Annotated in this window: 16 protein-coding genes; 2 read left to right on the top strand and 14 right to left on the bottom strand. The window is 43.8% G+C overall.

Going from position 1 to position 17,634, the window contains the following annotated elements; translation table 11 throughout:
• Positions 1–178 precede the first annotated feature (178 nt).
• Entirely contained in the window at positions 179–868 is a 690-nt protein-coding gene (locus AC1DFM_RS23925; protein ID WP_477079286.1) for a type 1 glutamine amidotransferase domain-containing protein, read from the top strand.
• A gap of 68 nt (positions 869–936) precedes the next feature.
• On the opposite strand, the gene AC1DFM_RS23930 is transcribed toward AC1DFM_RS23925, so the two are convergent.
• Genes AC1DFM_RS23930 through AC1DFM_RS23990 form a run of 13 tightly spaced genes read right to left on the bottom strand, consistent with a single transcriptional unit; the run spans position 937 to position 15,954 of the window.
• The gene (locus tag AC1DFM_RS23930) at positions 937–3,531 is read right to left on the bottom strand and encodes a M1 family metallopeptidase (protein ID WP_477079287.1); all 2,595 of its coding nucleotides are present in this window, start codon (positions 3,529–3,531) and stop codon (positions 937–939) included.
• Positions 3,509–4,777: a zinc metalloprotease gene (locus AC1DFM_RS23935; protein WP_477079288.1), complete on the bottom strand. Its 1,269-nt coding sequence runs from the start codon at positions 4,775–4,777 to the stop codon at positions 3,509–3,511. Before AC1DFM_RS23935 ends, AC1DFM_RS23930 begins: the two co-directional genes overlap by 23 nt.
• Positions 4,778–4,813: 36 nt before the next feature.
• Complete coding sequence (locus AC1DFM_RS23940; RefSeq protein ID WP_477079289.1) at positions 4,814–5,803, bottom strand: zinc-dependent alcohol dehydrogenase family protein; 990 nt, start codon at positions 5,801–5,803, stop codon at positions 4,814–4,816.
• Positions 5,804–5,810: 7 nt separating this feature from the next.
• A complete protein-coding gene (locus tag AC1DFM_RS23945; protein WP_477079290.1) occupies positions 5,811–6,449 on the bottom strand; it encodes a hypothetical protein in 639 nt (212 codons plus the stop codon).
• 35 nt (positions 6,450–6,484) lie between these two features.
• A complete protein-coding gene (locus tag AC1DFM_RS23950; RefSeq protein ID WP_477079291.1) occupies positions 6,485–8,713 on the bottom strand; it encodes a TonB-dependent receptor in 2,229 nt (742 codons plus the stop codon).
• Positions 8,710–9,954, bottom strand: coding sequence for a beta-ketoacyl synthase N-terminal-like domain-containing protein (locus tag AC1DFM_RS23955; RefSeq protein ID WP_477079292.1), 1,245 nt, complete (start codon positions 9,952–9,954; stop codon positions 8,710–8,712). Before AC1DFM_RS23955 ends, AC1DFM_RS23950 begins: the two co-directional genes overlap by 4 nt.
• Positions 9,955–9,965: 11 nt before the next feature.
• Positions 9,966–10,442 carry a 3-hydroxyacyl-ACP dehydratase FabZ family protein gene (locus AC1DFM_RS23960; RefSeq protein ID WP_477079293.1) on the bottom strand — a complete coding sequence of 159 codons (477 nt, stop codon included), beginning with the start codon at positions 10,440–10,442 and terminating at the stop codon, positions 9,966–9,968.
• Entirely contained in the window at positions 10,390–11,055 is a 666-nt protein-coding gene (locus tag AC1DFM_RS23965) for a 4'-phosphopantetheinyl transferase family protein (protein WP_477079294.1), read from the bottom strand. Before AC1DFM_RS23965 ends, AC1DFM_RS23960 begins: the two co-directional genes overlap by 53 nt.
• A complete protein-coding gene (locus AC1DFM_RS23970) occupies positions 11,055–12,548 on the bottom strand; it encodes a class I adenylate-forming enzyme family protein (protein ID WP_477079295.1) in 1,494 nt (497 codons plus the stop codon). The genes AC1DFM_RS23965 and AC1DFM_RS23970 overlap by 1 nt, the downstream gene beginning before the upstream one ends.
• Positions 12,458–13,642 carry a lysophospholipid acyltransferase family protein gene (locus AC1DFM_RS23975; RefSeq protein ID WP_477079296.1) on the bottom strand — a complete coding sequence of 395 codons (1,185 nt, stop codon included), beginning with the start codon at positions 13,640–13,642 and terminating at the stop codon, positions 12,458–12,460. The genes AC1DFM_RS23970 and AC1DFM_RS23975 overlap by 91 nt, the downstream gene beginning before the upstream one ends.
• Before the next feature lie 31 nt (positions 13,643–13,673).
• On the bottom strand, positions 13,674–13,943 hold the full coding sequence (locus AC1DFM_RS23980) for an acyl carrier protein (protein WP_477079297.1): 270 nt from the start codon (positions 13,941–13,943) through the stop codon (positions 13,674–13,676).
• Between the two features lie 32 nt (positions 13,944–13,975).
• Positions 13,976–15,184: a beta-ketoacyl-[acyl-carrier-protein] synthase family protein gene (locus tag AC1DFM_RS23985; RefSeq protein ID WP_477079298.1), complete on the bottom strand. Its 1,209-nt coding sequence runs from the start codon at positions 15,182–15,184 to the stop codon at positions 13,976–13,978.
• 26 nt (positions 15,185–15,210) lie between these two features.
• Positions 15,211–15,954, bottom strand: a complete 744-nt coding sequence (locus tag AC1DFM_RS23990) for an SDR family NAD(P)-dependent oxidoreductase (RefSeq protein WP_477079299.1) — start codon at positions 15,952–15,954, stop codon at positions 15,211–15,213.
• A gap of 32 nt (positions 15,955–15,986) precedes the next feature.
• On the opposite strand from AC1DFM_RS23990, the gene AC1DFM_RS23995 reads away from it, so the two are divergent.
• The gene (locus tag AC1DFM_RS23995) at positions 15,987–16,727 is read left to right on the top strand and encodes a CPBP family intramembrane glutamic endopeptidase (protein WP_477079300.1); all 741 of its coding nucleotides are present in this window, start codon (positions 15,987–15,989) and stop codon (positions 16,725–16,727) included.
• A gap of 1 nt (position 16,728) precedes the next feature.
• Here AC1DFM_RS23995 and AC1DFM_RS24000 read toward each other — a convergent pair whose 3' ends face one another.
• Complete coding sequence (locus AC1DFM_RS24000) at positions 16,729–17,634, bottom strand: hypothetical protein (RefSeq protein ID WP_477079301.1); 906 nt, start codon at positions 17,632–17,634, stop codon at positions 16,729–16,731.

The raw sequence follows: 17,634 nt of genomic DNA on the forward strand, positions 1-17,634 counted from the left end.
GCCCGCAAATTAGGGTTTAATGTGATGTAGATCACTATTAAATAGTGATCTGCCTCCTTTTGCAGCTCCGGTTCGTGTGCGAATTTTACATCAAAATTATCATATGAAACAAAGCATCTGGCTATTATGCTCTTTATTAACGGGCTTTTTCGGTTACAGTCAAACTAAAACAAACAATATGAGTAAAAAAATATTAATCGTTGTTACCTCTTTTGATGAAATCCCCCATAACGGACACAAAACAGGCATCTGGATAGAAGAATTTGCGACCCCCTGGTACCAGTTTACAGATCAGGGCTATAGTGTTACCATTGCATCGCCTAAAGGAGGCAAAGCCCCTATAGATCCAAAGAGCACACGCCCGGAATTCAGTACTGCTGCGGTGAAGCGATTTTTCCTTGATACCACTGCACAACAACAACTGGATCACACCGTACCACTCAGCAGCGTACAGGCAAAAGATTATGACGCTATCTTTTATCCCGGCGGCCATGGCCCCATGTGGGACCTGGTAGATAATGCGACTTCTGTTCAGCTCATCGAAAACTTTTATGAAGCAGGTAAACCTGTTGCACTGGTTTGTCATGCGCCGGCTGCATTGAAAAACGTAAAAAGTAAAAATGGCTTGCCGCTGGTACAAGGTAAACAGGTAGCCGGATTTGCCAACAGCGAAGAAATTGCCGGACAAACCACGACCGAAGTACCTTTTATGCTGGAAGATATGCTGAAGGAAAAGAAGGCGACCTATGTAAAGGGGGCCGACTGGCAACCATTTGCGGTTACAGCAGGTAATTTAATTACCGGACAGAATCCCGCATCAGCGATGCTGGTAGGAGAAAAAGTGATCGCTGCTTTGCAGGGGAAATAAAAAAGAAGGACCATAAGAAAGCCCGCTTATGGTCCTATCTACTATTGTTCATCGCTATGTCGGATAGCTTATTCTTCAAAGACCAGGTTTATCGTCTTCACTTTAAAACCTAAAATGGTGCCAGAGGCATTTATAGTAAAGGTAAAAGGAACCCGTACGGCTTTTACAATCTGATAGTTATCATAATCACGGATTGTAACGTCCTCCTCTGGCTTCGCAGGATCTGCTATAGATATAGATCTTAGCTTTAAAAAAGTGGAAACATCGTAATAATTTTTCATCACTCCGCCACTGGGTTGAGCAATATTTATCTGGTAGGCCTCCTGGTTATTCACCATTACGGTCATCCTTTGTAATGTTGCCTGTACATGATGGTCTGTAAAGTGTAGCTCCGGGAACACCATCAGGTTCTCCTTTAATGCTGTCTTTTCACGGGACGAGAGTGTCATATCCCTACCCAACTTCACCTGACTAACAGTATCTCCGGATATAAAAATACCATTCGCCAACATGTTAACCGCAGGGATAGTTATTTCCTGCCGGTAGTTACCTGGTTTGTGATAATTAAACGACAGCAATGCCTGGGTCCCCTGTACATCTCCTACTGCTTCCATCTGTTCGTGATAAAGCATTTTTAATTTTTCTCTTCCTCCAACGGCTGTCAGAAAATGTTCAAATACATAGGCTGTTGTAATACTGTCTGGTATCAATTTTCCTTTATCTGCACTCCAATTATTATTTTCGATATTGATATCTGGAAATGCACCGTCGGGATCAATCACTACTTTCTGTAACCACTTCKAGGAAGGATAATGAAAAGTATAACTTTCTCCCTTCTGCCATATCTCTGCAGGAAAACGAAGTGTATCTTCTTTCTTTCCTTCTTCTTTTATTAATATAACCAATGGCATTACCATTTTTTCATTATTAGTGATGGTAATCAATGCTCCCTCCGCCGGATTATTTTCTGTATATCGGACAGTTGCTACTGCCTGATCCAGCTTATCATTGTGCAGGAACCATGCCCGCCAGAACCAGCCTAAATCCTCTCCTGCTGCATTTTCCATGGTACGAAAAAAATCAGCTGGTGTGGGATGCTTAAATGCCCAGGTTTGAATATAAGTACGAAAAGCATAATCAAACAAATGTTCGCCCAAAATCTGTTCTCTCAATAATTTCAATCCCAGCGCGGGCTTCTGGTACATTGCTATATTACTATTCCGGGCCTGTAATACATCCGGTCGGGTCATAATGGCTTCTGTTCCAGTTGAAAAATAAGTGGCGGCCAGTTGCTGCGCCTGCTGGTTCGTATAGTATTGTCCGTTAAGACAGTGCTTCGTTGCCAGTTCATTGATGAATGTGTTAAATCCCTCATCCATCCAGCCGTACCTGGTTTCATTAGATCCTACTATCATTGGAAACCAGCCATGACCAAGTTCATGATTGGTGACCATCCATAATCCCCTATCAGCGGATTGCCAACCACAAAAAACAATACCGGGATATTCCATTCCCTCTACCCTCCCCGCTACATTACTTACCACCGGATAGTTATAAGGATACAACTGCTGGGAATAAAACTCGATGCAAGCCTTCATAAATTGTGTAGACGCGCCCCATTTCTTTTCACCAGCACTTTCTACCGGGTAAAAAGACTGTGCCAGGGAAGTTTTTCCGCCCGGGAGATGAATGGCGGCGGCATCCCAGATAAATGCGCTGGAAGCAGCCCAGGCCACATCCCGGCTGTTATGGCAGCTAAACTGCCACGTAACATTTCCCTTCTTAAAACTGCTACCCGATCTGGTGCTATCGCAAATAATAATTGTTTCATTACTTTTCCTGGCTTTTTCCAACCGTCCCAATTCCTCCCGCGTTAATACTTTTTCCGGATGCAGCAAAGTCCCGGAAGCAGCCACCAACATACCTGCAGGAAGCGTAATATTATAAGAGTAGTTACCATAATCCAGGTAAAACTCAGCAGGTCCCTGATAGGGAATATTATTCCATCCAATAACATCATCAAAAACCACCGTCCTTGGATACCATTGTGCTATCTGATAAATCCATCCATGACGCGTGAGTAGCCTGCCGGTACGATCAGCACCATTAAGCGGCACCGTAAACCCGTAGGCTATTTTTATGCGTATGCTTTTACCAGGGAGCAAAGGTTGAGATAAACGGAGTTGTGCATGTGTGCCCTTCACAAAATATGGGAGTGCCTGAAAACGACCATTAACCGCTTCGCTCACCTCCCGGAGCTGATACCCCTGCGTCCTGTCACTGCTATAATACCGGCTGTTTTGATTTTTCAGGGCCCATTCATTCAGTGAATTTTTCTTAAAAGCCTGCTGCTCCAGTTGTATCCATAAATAAGGTAATGCTTCTGGGCTATTATTGTGGTAAGTGATCTCCACTGTGCCATCAATATAATGTTTTACGGTATCCAGTGAAACATCGATTTTATAGTCTGCTGTATTTTGCCAATAGGCTACACCGGGCCTCCCGGTAACCGTACGATACGCATTTCCCTCATTAGGGTAAAAATCCGGCGCAAAGGCTTCATGGGGGTCATATTTTCCGGTAGTTTGTGCAAAAACAACAGGTCCTGCCAGTAGTATTACCCATAACAGGATGATCAGCTTACTGCTGTTCCGGTAATACATTTTTACTTTTAAGCAGATGGGATTTAACATAAGGGTTATTGCGAATAAGCGAGTAAATAAAATTAGTAATGATATAAGAGAAGAAAGTAGTTTTCACCAACTGCTCAATACTACAAAGGGAGTAGTCTTTCATCCATAACACCTGCTTCCCGATTACAAAAAGATGGATGAAAGTATAATAAGCCCCCTTGGTGATAGAGTAAATGATAAACAGGATAAACGCATACTTTAACACCGCATAAAGGATCAATGCCACATTGCGTGGATTAATAATACTCTCTACATTTTTATTCATCTTAATATTCCAGAAAGGAAAGCACTTTTTTAATACTAACCCAAAATAATAATTGGACTGCTGATTAAGGTTGGGTAGTTTAAACAGATCACTAAATATCCAATATCCATCGAACTTCAAAAAGGGATTTAAATTAGCGATCATAGTGAGTACATTTAATTGTATCAGGTATCCCAACATAGCGGTTACTTTCTTATCCGCGATACTATACACCAATGCAATGAGCAGCACGTTGATGATCATTTGTACATAAATACCTCCCAGGTTGACCACCGACTTCTTTGCAGTACTCAATTTCCATATCCCATTTAACTCTGTGAACAATACCGGAAAAATCAGATAAAAGCCCAGTCCTATATTTTTAGGTATCACTTTAAAATTATAGGAAGCGGCGGCGTGGCCTAGTTCATGCAGGTAAAGCAGGGAAATAGCACAGGGATAAAAAAAGAGAAAATAGTAGATATCCCGTGTACAACTAACCGGCTGTGGAGGCGCACTATTGTGCCTCGCCACCAGCATATACACAAACACGATATTAAACACGGCTAACAATGGCAATAATGTAAAAAATATACGCGGATTAAATAGTGGCCGCATCCACCTGATGATCGGTTCTATACGTTCGAAACTACTCAGGGTTACCTGCATGCGTATTCCTGACAACGGGGAATTGGTTGCCTTCAGTACTTCATTCTTCTCATCAAAAATGCCCAGTTTCCGGATACGCTGATCGATTACTTCCTGCAACTCGTGCTCCGACAATTGCCTGTCCATCACATAATCATTATTCAGCATCTCGGTGATCTCCGCAGTTTTCTTTCCTTCAGAAAGCTTTCCGATAATGAACGCTATCAGCTCTCCAATATAGAATACTTTATTCCCTGCCACTGTAAGGATCATCATATTTCCTTTGCTGGCAGATTCCGCTTTTTCAATGGTAAAAGATTGCATAAAACAAATATTAGCGAAAAGCTCAAAAGACCATTACTAGATGCAACTGACCAATACCTTACCGGATCGGCCTTCCATACCGAAATGAGTAACAGCCGCACCAATGTCCGACAAGTCATATATACCCGCCACCGGCATACTGATATTATGTGTTACCATTTTTTGAACGAGTTCTCCCCGCATACGGAAATAGTTTTCCCGGTCGTTCACAATGTTGTGCCACACCCATTCATTTAACCAGAAACCTTTGATGGTAATTTCCTTAAAAATGATCTGATTAACATTCAGCGGTATCCTTTCCCGGCTCAGCACACCGTAGCACATCACCTGTCCGCCTTTGGCCATTGCCTGTATCACCTGGCTGGAAAGCTTACCTGCCAGTGCATCAAAAAAGACATGAATGCCGGTACCATTGGTAATTTCACGGATGCGAGCAATGAGATTTTCCTTTTCCGAATTAATTACTGCCAATGCTCCAAGCTGTAATAATAAAGGAACAGTATCTTCTTTTCTCGTCACCGCGATGATGTTTGCGCCTCTGATACGGGCAAACTGAATCAGTAGTTTACCTACGGAAGAATTAGCCGCATTTACGAGTATATAATCGCCCTCCTTTACGTTGGTTAATTTCAGCATCAACTCTGCTGTCATCGGATTGGTATAGAGTTGCGCTGCCGTTGTATCACTCATCTCTCCCGGCAATACGATGGCTGTACTTTCAGGAATCGTTACATAGTCCGACCAGGCCCCTACCGGGATACAAAATGCCACCCGCTGCCCAGGCCTGATAGTACCGATAGCGCTTCCCACCGCTTCCACTACACCTACTCCCTCAGAGCCGGCTGATGCCGGCAACGGAAAATGAGTACCATACTCTCCTCTTACCGTCATGACATCCGCAAAAGTGATGTTGGATAAATGTACCCTAACCTTCACCTCATTTTCTTTGAGCTCCGGGTCGGCTGTATTGGTCATAAACAGCACCTCTGAAGGATTACCAAATGCCTGATAGTTAATTGTTCTCATACATCTGCTATTTAACGCCCAATAAATCTTCCACATCTGCCTTTCCCCAGTGTGGGTCTAGTTTATTTTTTTGTTTTTCTGTACTATACAGCGCCAACGCCTTCTCTAATTGCGGTTTTGCCTGCTCTTTGCCGCCACCAAAAGCTTTCGGGCGGAAGTAAGTCAGCATCCCCCTTACATAAAATATCCTGGGATTGTCTGCATTCAACTCCTGCGCGCGATCCAGAATATCGTTGGCTATTTTGGAATAGGATAATCCCCGCTTCATAAAGTCAGCATTAATTTTATTCGCCACATTTAGTGCTTTCAAAGAGTAAATTTCTGCATTATTGCTGCTCAAAGAATCCGCTTTCCTTAATGCAACATCTGCTACATCTGTGAGAGAGTCCATTCTTACGGGATCTTTTACCATCCTGGACATCATAGAAACACAATAAGCATGATAATACAATGGCCGCCATTCAGCAGAAGCCCGTTCTCCGATAAATGCAAACCGGTCCGCCACCTGTTTATAACTGTCGTAATTCCATTGTACGGTATCCAAATACTGAACGTTCTTTAACATTTCCTTTTCATAGGATTTATCCTGAGCCTTTACAAGTCCCATTTGCAACAGGATACATAACAATACGCTGATCTTTTTCATGATAGATTTTTTATACCTTTTAAAAAATTAACTTTTTACAAATTGGCATCGAATACTTCTTTTGTACGATCCACTCCCAGTGAAAAAAAAGCGCCGAGATAGATAAATCTGGCCGCCATCGGCGTAAGGGCTTGTCTTCGTGTATAATCAATAGTCGAGTAACGATAGCCGTATATCTGGGTATTATTAAATACATTGGTAACTGTCAGGGCAAATATGGAATAGATGTTTTTCAGACTTCCCACGTTAATGGTTCTCACATAGGCGCAACTGATGTCGGCACTATTGTACAAGGGCGTTTTCTCTTTCATAAAATCATTCACCTTCGCTCCTGGTATAGCATATGGCTTACCTGTTTCAATATTATAGGTAGCCGCAAAGTGCATGGATAGTTTAGGAACATATTGCTTTAATACCAATGAAAAAGATTGATCACTGATAAAAGCGGGCTGCGTATACACCGGATAATCAAGGTACTTTCTCTTTGAGCTGGTATATGAATAAGACAGCCAATAGTCGAAATTCTTTGATTTGATTTTGCTTTTCCAAAAAAGCTCAATCCCTGCTGCATAGCCATATCCGTCCACGCTGGTATCCGGCAGTAATGATACCAGTTTGTCATACTTTTTGTAAAAGGCTTCTGCCCGCAAGGTAGACTCCTCCGCTATCGTTTTCTGAAATCCTGCGATATAATGTGTTGCCCTCATGAAGTGGAGATCTGGCTTATACAATAGCAGGTCGGTTTGAGGACGCTGATAAAAATGTCCATAAGATACATACAACTGTGCATCCTCGTCCAGATCATAATTCAGCATAACACGGGGGCTTAGCTTAAATTCCCCTGTAGTATTCAAATATTCGCCACGCATACCTAATCTGGCGGAGTATTTACCGTATATATGCCAGGTGGCTTCCGTAAAGACAGCCATATAATGATACTTATAATCCAGATGAACCGTATCCATTCGCTCGTGGGAAGCACTATCGGCCGTATAGTTTTTTTTGCCCTGTTGATATTCCCATCCAGACAACCATTTAACTTTTCTTCCCTGCGGGCTGCTCCAGGTGTTTCTGATCACATATAATGTGGCTGGTTGTTGGCTATTAATCAATTGCCGCGGATCAAACAACTTGTTATCAATGTGCGCCATCGTAGTAGCGTCACCGTTATAACTGGCAGATACACCGGCCGCCATTTTCCAATGACCAATTGTTGTATTAAATGTCAGGTTGCCATATGCGTTGTCGCTATTCATGGCATAATAGTCCTTTCGGTAATCATAGTCGATACTATTGCGTAGCAACGACAATGTGCTATACGCACCACTTGCATAAAATTTCAGGATACTTTTCCTGTTCCTGCTACGCCATCTGAAGTTGGCAGCGCCATCCAGGAACTGTGGCTGCTGCTGAAAATCATATATCTGTTTTATAACGCCATAATAGGGCTGCAGATTCAGGTAGTTAAGCGATCCTCCGTAAGAAAAACGACTGCTTGTTAGCTTGTTAAACGTCGTACCTACGCCCGTTGATCCAACATTAATATTCAGTTCACTCATCTCCGGAAGATCATTACTCTCCATAATCACTACGGAGGAAAGCGCCTGGCCATAAGCTGCCGAATAACCACCGGATGCGAAATAGGTCCCTTTGAATAAAGAAGGAGGAAAGCGTCCACGATGCGATACATCCGGTGCTCCTCCATAAAAGAAATTATTTACCAGCATACCATCTATATACATTTGTGTTTCGTACCCTTCTCCCCCCCGCACATACAATCCATCACCACCTGAATTTTTTTGCGCACCGGGCAATGTCTTCATCGCATTTACAATATCCATATTAGCACCCGCTGTAGTCTGCACATCTTCCTTATTCATCACCGTATGCAACGTTTTATCGTCCAGCTTACCACCCAATCCTGAGGAATGGATAGATACCTGTTGTAAGGTTCGCACATTTGTAAACCGCATCTCTATATACAGTTCCCGGTGCAGGCTATCGACCTCCACCACCTGTTCTATCGTAGAAAGTCCCGGCAGGGAGGCTTTCAACAAATATTTTCCGGATTCATCCAATGGAAGTACAAACCCTCCTTTAGCATCTGTACTTACAAAAGAGAAGCTGTTATCAGCGAAAACTTGCGCACCTACAATAGGTTTACTGTCGACTCCCCGTACCATCCCTCTGACAACATACTGCGCATAGCACGCAGAAGCAGCAAACAGGCCCGATAACAACAGGTATATCACCTTTCCCTTCATTCAGCGATTCTTTTTATTAATGTGGAGGTGATATTTCCACCAAGCTGCGTAGACATGGCAATGGCATAGTCCACATTGGTAAGCGGCGTATGTGTTTCAGGTATTTTCACCACGGGATTGCGGTGATCAAACAGGGAGCCATCGAGATCATTACCCGGCACTATCCCATGGTAAAGGGACAAGGCCGCCAATGCTGTAGCAGCAGTAGTTCCCGTACTAAACGATTCACCGGTCCTGCTTTTAAAGTTGAATATGGTAAGATCATTATCTCCCCATAAATTATTCCCTAACTCCAACTCCAGCTGGTTTACCTGCCAGGGTAAACAAGAGGCTCCGCTGATCATGCCTACCTCCGAAGTGGTTATACTATTGCGCTCCAGCAAAGTCGTCATGTTCTCTTCCAGATCATGGTAGTTCCTCTTATAAATCACTTCGTTGCACTCACTATCGCAGCTGGTATGATAGTCTGAAAGTTCCGCATAAATACGTGCCTTCCGCGCCACCGCACTTTCATATGTTTCCAGCACCAGGAAACAGCTGCCTTCCCCCAGTACAATGGTACTTTTTCCATCGCCCGATTGCAATGCACTGTTCAATAGATGGCCCTCATCTTTTCCCGAAGGCGACAATAACCAGTTCCTCCGTGCATATCCGTCTACCATGCGATCCCTTATTTCATCAAAACCACCGCAAATCATCATATTGGCTTTCCCATGCTGCAACAGGTCATAGGCATAGGCCACAGGATTTTCGCCAATGATAAAAGAGCTGGGGCCTTTTAAACCAAAAATCCTGGCAACATCACCGATAGCGCAATTCGACACTGACTTGGTAAATTCAAAGGGACTAACTCTTTCCGGGCCTTTGGTATATAGTTTAAGTACATAACTTTCTGCTGCTGCAGTAGCACCGAGATCTGAATTAACAATCAAACCGGTCATTTCATTGCAGGTTTCCAGACCCKCATCTGCAATGGCCAGTTTAACCCCCATCATCGCCAACTGCGAGTATTTAAGCGGATATGGCGGTTTTAATTGAGGAAAGTGCTCAAGAAATTCAAAGGGCTCCATCAAACCAAACAGTTGTGGCTGCTGAGCCCCCACTTCCCATTCAGAACGCACTACAATGCCTTCTTTTCCAGCCAGCAAATTGCTCCAGTTAGCTTCGCGTCCCATGCCGAGACTACTGATCAGGCCAACACCGGTAATAACAACACGATTTTCGGAGATATTTTTTTTCATAAAAGCGATTTTTAACTTACCACCTGAATAGTTACTTCTGCCGTTGCCACCATTGTATCTGATGATGTAATGGTGCCATTGAACACATAAAATCCGTGTATACGCTGTTTGAGCGCCACATCAATATGCAATAACATACCTGGTCTTACTTCCTGTCTGAAAATAGCCTGTGTGATCTTAATCGCTTTTCCAATTCCAGGAGCGCGGTTTTCAGCTGTAGTTGCCTGCCAGGTTTCCATCCGGGCAAAGAGACCACCGGCCTGGTAGAGCATTTCTATCAACACTACGCCTGGAAGAATCGGATAACCAGGAAAATGACCTTCGAAGAAAGGATGGTTATCTTCCACCAGCTTCGTTGCCTGTAATGATATTCCCGGTTGCCAGCCGAGGATAGCATCTATCTGTAACAAAGGCCGCCGATGCGGTAACAATTGCTCAGGCGCGGGAAACATTTGCTTTTCCGTTGCTGTTGGGTTCAACTGGTTCATAACTTTCATGGATGCCTGGCAAAACAGCCAGTGGTACAAAATGGACAACATAGCTATTGGATACTTCAGATGCCAGGGTACAGCAAATATTCTCCAACAGGTGTACTGCCGTTATAAAAAAATTTTTATCTGCCACTTCCACACTGTTGGCAGAAAGTGTCGTATTTATTTTCCGATAGCCTATTGACCAGCCTTCACCGAATAATTTGGCAATGGCCTCCTTCTTTGTCCATACCTGCGTACAATATGCATCAGCGTTGGACTTACACTCCCCCAGCAAGGTCAGTTCATCCGCATGCATATACAAGTCGTGGTATTGCTGCAAAATTTTCTTCTTTCCAAATTCTATATCTATTCCTACCCGGCTATTCTTTCCCATAGCCACCACTGTTATATTACCACTGTGTGAAATGCTAAATTCAAGTGCCTCACCTGGCAGGAATGGTTTTCCTTTATTTGTATAACATAGTTGTTCCATCAACACAGCAGGCGTTATTTCTCTACCTGTTATTTGTTGAATGGCGTACGACAACAGGCAGCGGGCATATAAGGTTTGCGACTTCCTGTCATCTGTTGGCAACTGTGTCCAGTAAATAAAATGTGGGGCCTTCATTACTTCAGGAATTTAAAATATGCCGGGTCTACAAAACAGATGGTTGTTCTATCAAAAAGAGATATACCAAAAGCCATCCTGATTCGTTCTCTCAAAGCGGCGGCATCCTGTTTGACCTGCGGAGCCACCAGTATATTCACCGTTATCCGGCTACCATTCCTTGTAATATTTACCTTTAATATGCCGGCTTCTTCATACAACAGGTTTTCAATTTCTGCAAACCATATTCTTTTACCAGCCAGCTTTAAATACCCATTCTTTCTCCCGAGTATAATGAGATCCCCATCATTGTTTAAATAACCATAGTCAGCCGTCAGCAATTCTCTGGCAGGTATCATACCACTCACCGTTTTATTTAAACAGGCTAATGCGACAGAAGTACTCCTAACCCGGATACGCCCCGGCGCCCCGGTCATTAGCGTGCGCCCGGACAACCCGGCAATGTCTACACTAACATTTCTCAGTGGTACCCCCACGTTAAATACATCCTCATCGGGCTGGTGCAATATTCGCGTACACACCCGCGGGCCAGCTTCTGCCAGCCCATATGTCTTCGCTATCGGGCAACCGAAGAGCGTCATTGCCATTCTGAGCGTTACCGCATCTATGAAATTACCACCAATGGTCAACAACCTCAGCGTAGTAAAGTCGTCCTTACCTTTCTCCGGTAATAAATAACAACGTAATTGCCGCAACAAAGCAGGCACCGTAAACAAGGTGGTAATTCCAAACTTTTTCACCAATACAGGCAATTGCAAAAGATATACTCTTGTTCCGGCTATTACTACAGTAGCGCCGGCATACAGATGCGACAGGAATTGCGCCAACAGTCCATAAGAATAACTCATAGACAACACCAGTAATGTTACATCACCGTCATGGATATCCAGGGCCGCTATATTGGCTTTCATATTCGCCAGCACACCAGGTAAACCCAGGAAAACAATTCCCGGCGCTCCTGTACTACCAGAACTCATCACCAATACCCCCGGCACTGGCAACGGCATTGGCGCCTCGCCGGTACGCCGGTAAATACTAAACCTATGCCTGTGATATGTTTCCTCCTTTACCTGGGAATCCGTAATAGCCGGTACTGCTTCTCCTGAAGGCATCAGCAGGAAGCCAGCAGGAAGACTATTGAGATCAACACTATCCATCCGTTCTCCATTTATTACAAAGGGTACCGCGTTACAGGAAAGCACTGCCAGAAATAATAAGGACAGGGTAATTCCATTCTCATAATACAGTACCACCGTCGTGCCGTTACTCACGCCGTTGCGGCGCAAAACGACCGACAACTCTTCTACCTGTTGCCAGATGCCAGCATAGGTGAGATGATGTCCTCCCTCAATAATGCCGGTTTTACCGGCGTAAGGTGCAGTAGCATGCTTTAACGCATGAATCAGGATATTGCCGCCGACTGCATCTTTTTTACTATTCTCCTGTTCAGTAAAAACAACTGTGTTTCTTCCGTAAGTGCCGTATTCTTCCATGTAAATGCTGATTGCTGTGAAAGATGGTATAGTAGCTCGTACTGTGTTTCGTCAAGCGGGTAGTTTTCATACCGCCTTTTATCAAGCAGGTAGCCAACATTATCTAGTTTGAACAGCCCGAATTCCCGGTGATTGAAGAAAAGCAGGACATTTTCTGTTGCTGTTTCCGGCGATATTTCCCTTTCCTTCATCACCAATTGGTGGAGCGCTGCTATGTTGACAAACTTTTGTACATACAGCCAGGATTCCCATTGATGGGGATAACATTTGACTTTTTCCTCCAGCAATTGAAACAAACGTAACGTGGTGGTAACCACATAATCCTCCCTGGAAGGATATACTTGTTTGTCGGGTATAATCGCATCGTACAACTGAATATGCGCCTGTCGTTCATGACCATAAAACCCTATTGCCGGTACTATAGGTGTTTGTGTGATATAAGAAAGCAAGGCTACCCCTTTGCGGCAATTAATATTCACTCCCAGGAAATTGACGGGTATATACAAATCCTGGTTTATGTTGGTGATACCACCTATACCGGAATTACCATCCATATAGGCGACAAGTGAAATTCCTTCTTTAATTTTTTGCGCTATTTTAATCAGCGATGTGGGATTCCCTACACTGATCAGTTCAATTTTAAAGGGTTTGCTGTAAAATTCGCTGACCCTGTCAATATCTTTCTGAAAGCTCTCCTTTTGGTGCTGATACACGGTATCATCCACCAGCACTGCAATTCTGATATCCCTGCTGGTGAGGAAGGCCAAAAATGCGCGATAAGGCCCCAGGTGATAGTGACTGAAAATAAATGAACGTGAAGTAGCGAGCTTCAGGATATCCGCATTCCCCGTGATCACCGTGTTACTGATACCTGATGGAACACTGCTTTCGTACACAGCCAGTGCTTTGTACGACATTAACTCTCTAAAAAAATGTTCATGCTCTTCAAAGGAAAGAGCGGGCAGAAAATTCAACAGGTTAGCGGAAACAATATTGAACTTTTGCCTCCGCTGTTCCTGTTGACGGATGTTTTCATAATAGTTAAATTCGGCCCTGATCTCGTCAAAGTCAAAAAGTCTGGTTGATGTTCCCATCCCTAAAAAATTAAAAGCTTGCGTATCATTTTCAGGCGGCAATCTTCTCTCTGATCGCTTCGCTAAGTGTAGCGATGTTTTGAAAGGTATTTTCGTCTATTTCTCCAGGTACAATATCAAATTCCTCTGCTATACGGGACGATATTTCCAGGATAGCCAGCGAATCTTCAATCAGTCCGGGGTTGGTGGGAGACATAGAAAAAAATGGCGTTTCAGCACTGATTTCATCCGGGGTTTGCGGGAGTTTCAGTACTTCAATTACAATTGTCTTGATCTTTGTTTGAATGATAGATAGTTCCATAAAATATATTTTTACTTATAAATAACGGGGGATTAGTTATTCGCTTTCTCCAGAATGATAGCAGCCATATTACCGGCAAATCCAAACGAAGAAGATAGCGCATACCTGTAAGTTTTATCGATAGCCTTATCTTTTACAAACACAAGCTGGTCACTTGCGGGCTCCTGCATGGGGTGATGCATATTAATAGTAGGGGGAATAAAATTGTGGTATATACCCAGCGCAGTAGCCACCAGTTCAATACTGCCGGCAGCGCCAAGTGTATGACCAAACATCGACTTGGAGGAGCTAACGTATACTTCATTACCATTTGCAAATCTTTGTATGGCCTTGTACTCCATTTCATCATTTGCTTTGGTAGCGGTACCATGAGCATTGATATAGGTTATATCCTGCGGTTTCAATCCGGAATGGGCTACTGCTTCTGTCATTACGCGATAAGCCATAGAGCCATCGGGGACAGGCGCAGTGGCGTGATAGGCTTCATTTAGGGTAGCATATCCCAACACTTCCGCATAAATGGTGGCATTTCTGGCCATAGCAGATTCATAGGGTTCAAGCACCACAAATGCAGCACCATCACCTAATATCAGTCCGTCACGCTGTTGATCGAAAGGCCGGCATTCATTTCTGGAAACCGCAAAGAGTCCATTAAAACCACTGAAGCTATGATCTGTAAAAACATCTACGCCGCCTGCAATCATCAGCTCTGCTCGTCCTGCCCGCAAAAAATCACAGGCACGGCCAATGGAATTCGTTCCGGCGGCGCAAGCAGTATTGATAGTAGTGAGTGGTCCTTTAAGTCCCAGCTGCCGTGCAATATTTCCTGCAATGATGCCGGAAGTTTTTATATTGGGCAATGCGTCCTCCGACTGCAGGTACTCCTTCGCCCATTTTATCAACGCGAAGTTGGCGCCCACAGAGGAACCTAATGACAGCCCGCAACGCCGGGCCAGATCAGGGGTCCACTGAAGTCCTGCATTAGCAATGGCCTGGCGGATAGCATTCAGGGAAAACTCACTAAGAATGGTATCATCTTGCCGATACAATTCTTCATAATAATCCTGATCAATGGTACAGGCTTTATTGTTACGGTATACTTTATAGTTCGTACTAAATCTCTCCGGTTGAATATCCCGGATACCTGACCTTCCTTCCCGGATACCCTCTGTAAATGACGCTATATCATTTCCAATGGCACATACCACCCCCATTCCGGTAATAACAATTCTTTTTTTCATAAGGAGAAGATTTAAAATGAGTTGATTTACTGTAATCCATCAATGCCTATTTCCTGGCCTCCCAGGAAGAGCGGGGCGTCACTAGCCAGGTATCCCACCAGGTTTGCCACTTCGGAAGCTTCTCCCAGTCGCTTTAAAGGACTGTTGATCAATCTGTCTTTAAAAAAATCCKGGGACGCGCCCATTACCATGTCAGTCATTACCATTCCCGGTGACACAGTAAAAAACTTGATCCCATAACCACCTACCTCTTTGAACAACGATTTCGTAAAGGCAATTAATGCTGCCTTGGAAGCCGCGTAGGCAGAGGACCCGGGCGTCCCCTTCTTAGCAGAAAGAGAGGAAATATTAATGATCACGCCCTCCTTCTTCCGTACCATACCAGGCAAGGTTAACCGCGTAGTATGTAAAATGTTATTGACGTTATGCTCAAATACCCTCCACCAATCTTCCTGAGATGTCATCAGAAACAATTTCTTATCACCAGTAATACCAGCATTATTCACTAACACTTCGGGTAAACGATCGTGCTCTTTTAATACCTTAAAAAGGGCTTGTACTTCTTCCCAACTGCTCATATCACACTTATAAGCAGCATGCCCCAGATCACTTAGTGCATTCATTTGCCCTAAAACCACTTCCGCCTCCTGTCCGCTCCGGATATAAGTAAACGTTACAGAAAATCCCCGGGCAGCAAGATCCAGGCATATTGCCTTACCAATACCTCTGCTTCCTCCGGTAACCAATGCTATTTTGTTTTTATGTTCCATTTTTTATTATTTTCCACTTTCAAAACCCATATATGACAAATACGTTCTTATCAAACTCCGCTGTCGGTTTTCTCACCTTTATACTTGCGTTACTACCCACTTTCATTTACAAGGCGCCTAAAAAATGGACTCCCCTGATTGCTCTTTTGTTCGTATTTCTAATCAATGAAAGCCTGTTATCACTTGGCAGTAGTTGGGAGCTAAAACTTTTCCCACACCTTGCTTATAACTGGCTCGGCAAATTATTAAGCCTGCTGTTTTTATCTGGCTATATGCTCCTGTTTCACAAAACAGATATATCTGCCCTCCGGATTAACCTCCCCCGCCTTAAACCTGAACAGCTGCGAACATTATTGATGATTGCTGCGGGGCTGCTGCTATTCAAACTGCTCCCTAACATATTGCAGTCCGACAAAGAAGTGGTCAATACTGAAAGATTTCTTTATGAAGCCACTTTACCTGGCCTCGCAGAAGAACTGGCTTTCAGAGGTGTATACCTTTTCCTGTTTCTTCGTCACCACCCTACGGCTGCTAAAAGTCCGTTCAGTTTTACAGCAGACATGGTTTTTATATGCCTGCTCTTCGCCATTCCCCATGCGCTTCACTTGAATGACTTGCCTGCTATTCACTTTGATATATTCTATTTCGCCAGCACTTTTATTAGCTCCTTCTTTTACATGGCACTATTGCGTTGCAGCGGCTCCCTGGTAATTCCGATAGTACTGCATAATCTTGTGAACGTAGGTATTGCATTTACACAATGGCTGAAATAGATCAGGACTCCAGGTAGGCCAGTATATACTTCTTMATTTTCGGAGGAAACAGGGGTTCCAGTTTCTCCGAAAAGTCGGGTATCAATTCATCTGCGTTTTCCGGAACAAGTGCCAGTATATCGCGGAAAACATCTACTATCAACAGTATTTCATTTGCACTAATTGCTTCCTTCACCAGGTCACGATACGCTTGCAGGAAGTCGGAATAACGCTCCTCCAAAAAAGCGGTCTTGCAAACGACGTATGAATGCGCCGATGCAGATAATTCCGGTAAAATGCCTGTCATAAAGGAAAGATAGCCCTCCCTGAAAGCAGCGTTCAATATATTGAACCGCATCACTTCATTGAGCACCAGCCATGTCGCTTTCTCAGATACGTTTGGTGAAAGCATACACTCCCTCAATGCTGTCATCAAGATTTCTGTACCATTGGTGGCATCTCCGGCTTTGATAAAGGCCCTTGATAACTGCAATTGCAGACAGCTGCGAAAAACCGGTAAATTATTTTCTCCCGCAGTGATAATGGCTTCTTCGAGATAAGCAATTGCTTGTTCATATTTCTCCGCGGAGAGCAGGTAAAATCCCAACGATGGAGCAGCCATAAGGCTTGTCAATACCCGGGAGGATAAACGCTCCAACATATCATGAAGCGTCCGTGCATATACCCCGGCTTCGTTCTTCTTTTTCTCACTGGCAGCGGTATAGCATTTTTTACTAAGACTACTAAAATAAAGTAGCTGTGCCAGTTCATCTGTAGCCGCTTTATCCAGGTTCTCTTTCAGCAGTTCACCCAGGTAACCCGTATAGATATTCTTTGCCTGCCCCACTTCCGGATTAACTACCATGTTGGCCGTAAGCAACTTTACTGTATTAATTTCCGCTAGTGTAAAAACAATTGTTGGCTCCAT

Source organism: Chitinophaga sp. 05T412 (assembly GCF_056396465.1).

What these genes read in the sequence shown, in the direction of transcription:
- AC1DFM_RS23950 (WP_477079291.1), bottom strand. Translation starts at nt 8,713, where the DNA reads ATGAAGGGAAAGGTGATATACCTGTTGTTATCGGGCCTGTTTGCTGCT.
- AC1DFM_RS23945 (WP_477079290.1), bottom strand. Translation starts at nt 6,449, where the DNA reads ATGAAAAAGATCAGCGTATTGTTATGTATCCTGTTGCAAATGGGACTT.
- AC1DFM_RS23960 (WP_477079293.1), bottom strand. Translation starts at nt 10,442, where the DNA reads ATGAACCAGTTGAACCCAACAGCAACGGAAAAGCAAATGTTTCCCGCG.
- AC1DFM_RS23975 (WP_477079296.1), bottom strand. Translation starts at nt 13,642, where the DNA reads ATGGGAACATCAACCAGACTTTTTGACTTTGACGAGATCAGGGCCGAA.
- AC1DFM_RS23985 (WP_477079298.1), bottom strand. Translation starts at nt 15,184, where the DNA reads ATGAAAAAAAGAATTGTTATTACCGGAATGGGGGTGGTATGTGCCATT.
- AC1DFM_RS23935 (WP_477079288.1), bottom strand. Translation starts at nt 4,777, where the DNA reads ATGCAATCTTTTACCATTGAAAAAGCGGAATCTGCCAGCAAAGGAAAT.
- AC1DFM_RS23995 (WP_477079300.1), top strand. Translation starts at nt 15,987, where the DNA reads ATGACAAATACGTTCTTATCAAACTCCGCTGTCGGTTTTCTCACCTTT.
- AC1DFM_RS23965 (WP_477079294.1), bottom strand. Translation starts at nt 11,055, where the DNA reads ATGAAGGCCCCACATTTTATTTACTGGACACAGTTGCCAACAGATGAC.
- AC1DFM_RS23925 (WP_477079286.1), top strand. Translation starts at nt 179, where the DNA reads ATGAGTAAAAAAATATTAATCGTTGTTACCTCTTTTGATGAAATCCCC.
- AC1DFM_RS23970 (WP_477079295.1), bottom strand. Translation starts at nt 12,548, where the DNA reads ATGGAAGAATACGGCACTTACGGAAGAAACACAGTTGTTTTTACTGAA.
- AC1DFM_RS23980 (WP_477079297.1), bottom strand. Translation starts at nt 13,943, where the DNA reads ATGGAACTATCTATCATTCAAACAAAGATCAAGACAATTGTAATTGAA.
- AC1DFM_RS23940 (WP_477079289.1), bottom strand. Translation starts at nt 5,803, where the DNA reads ATGAGAACAATTAACTATCAGGCATTTGGTAATCCTTCAGAGGTGCTG.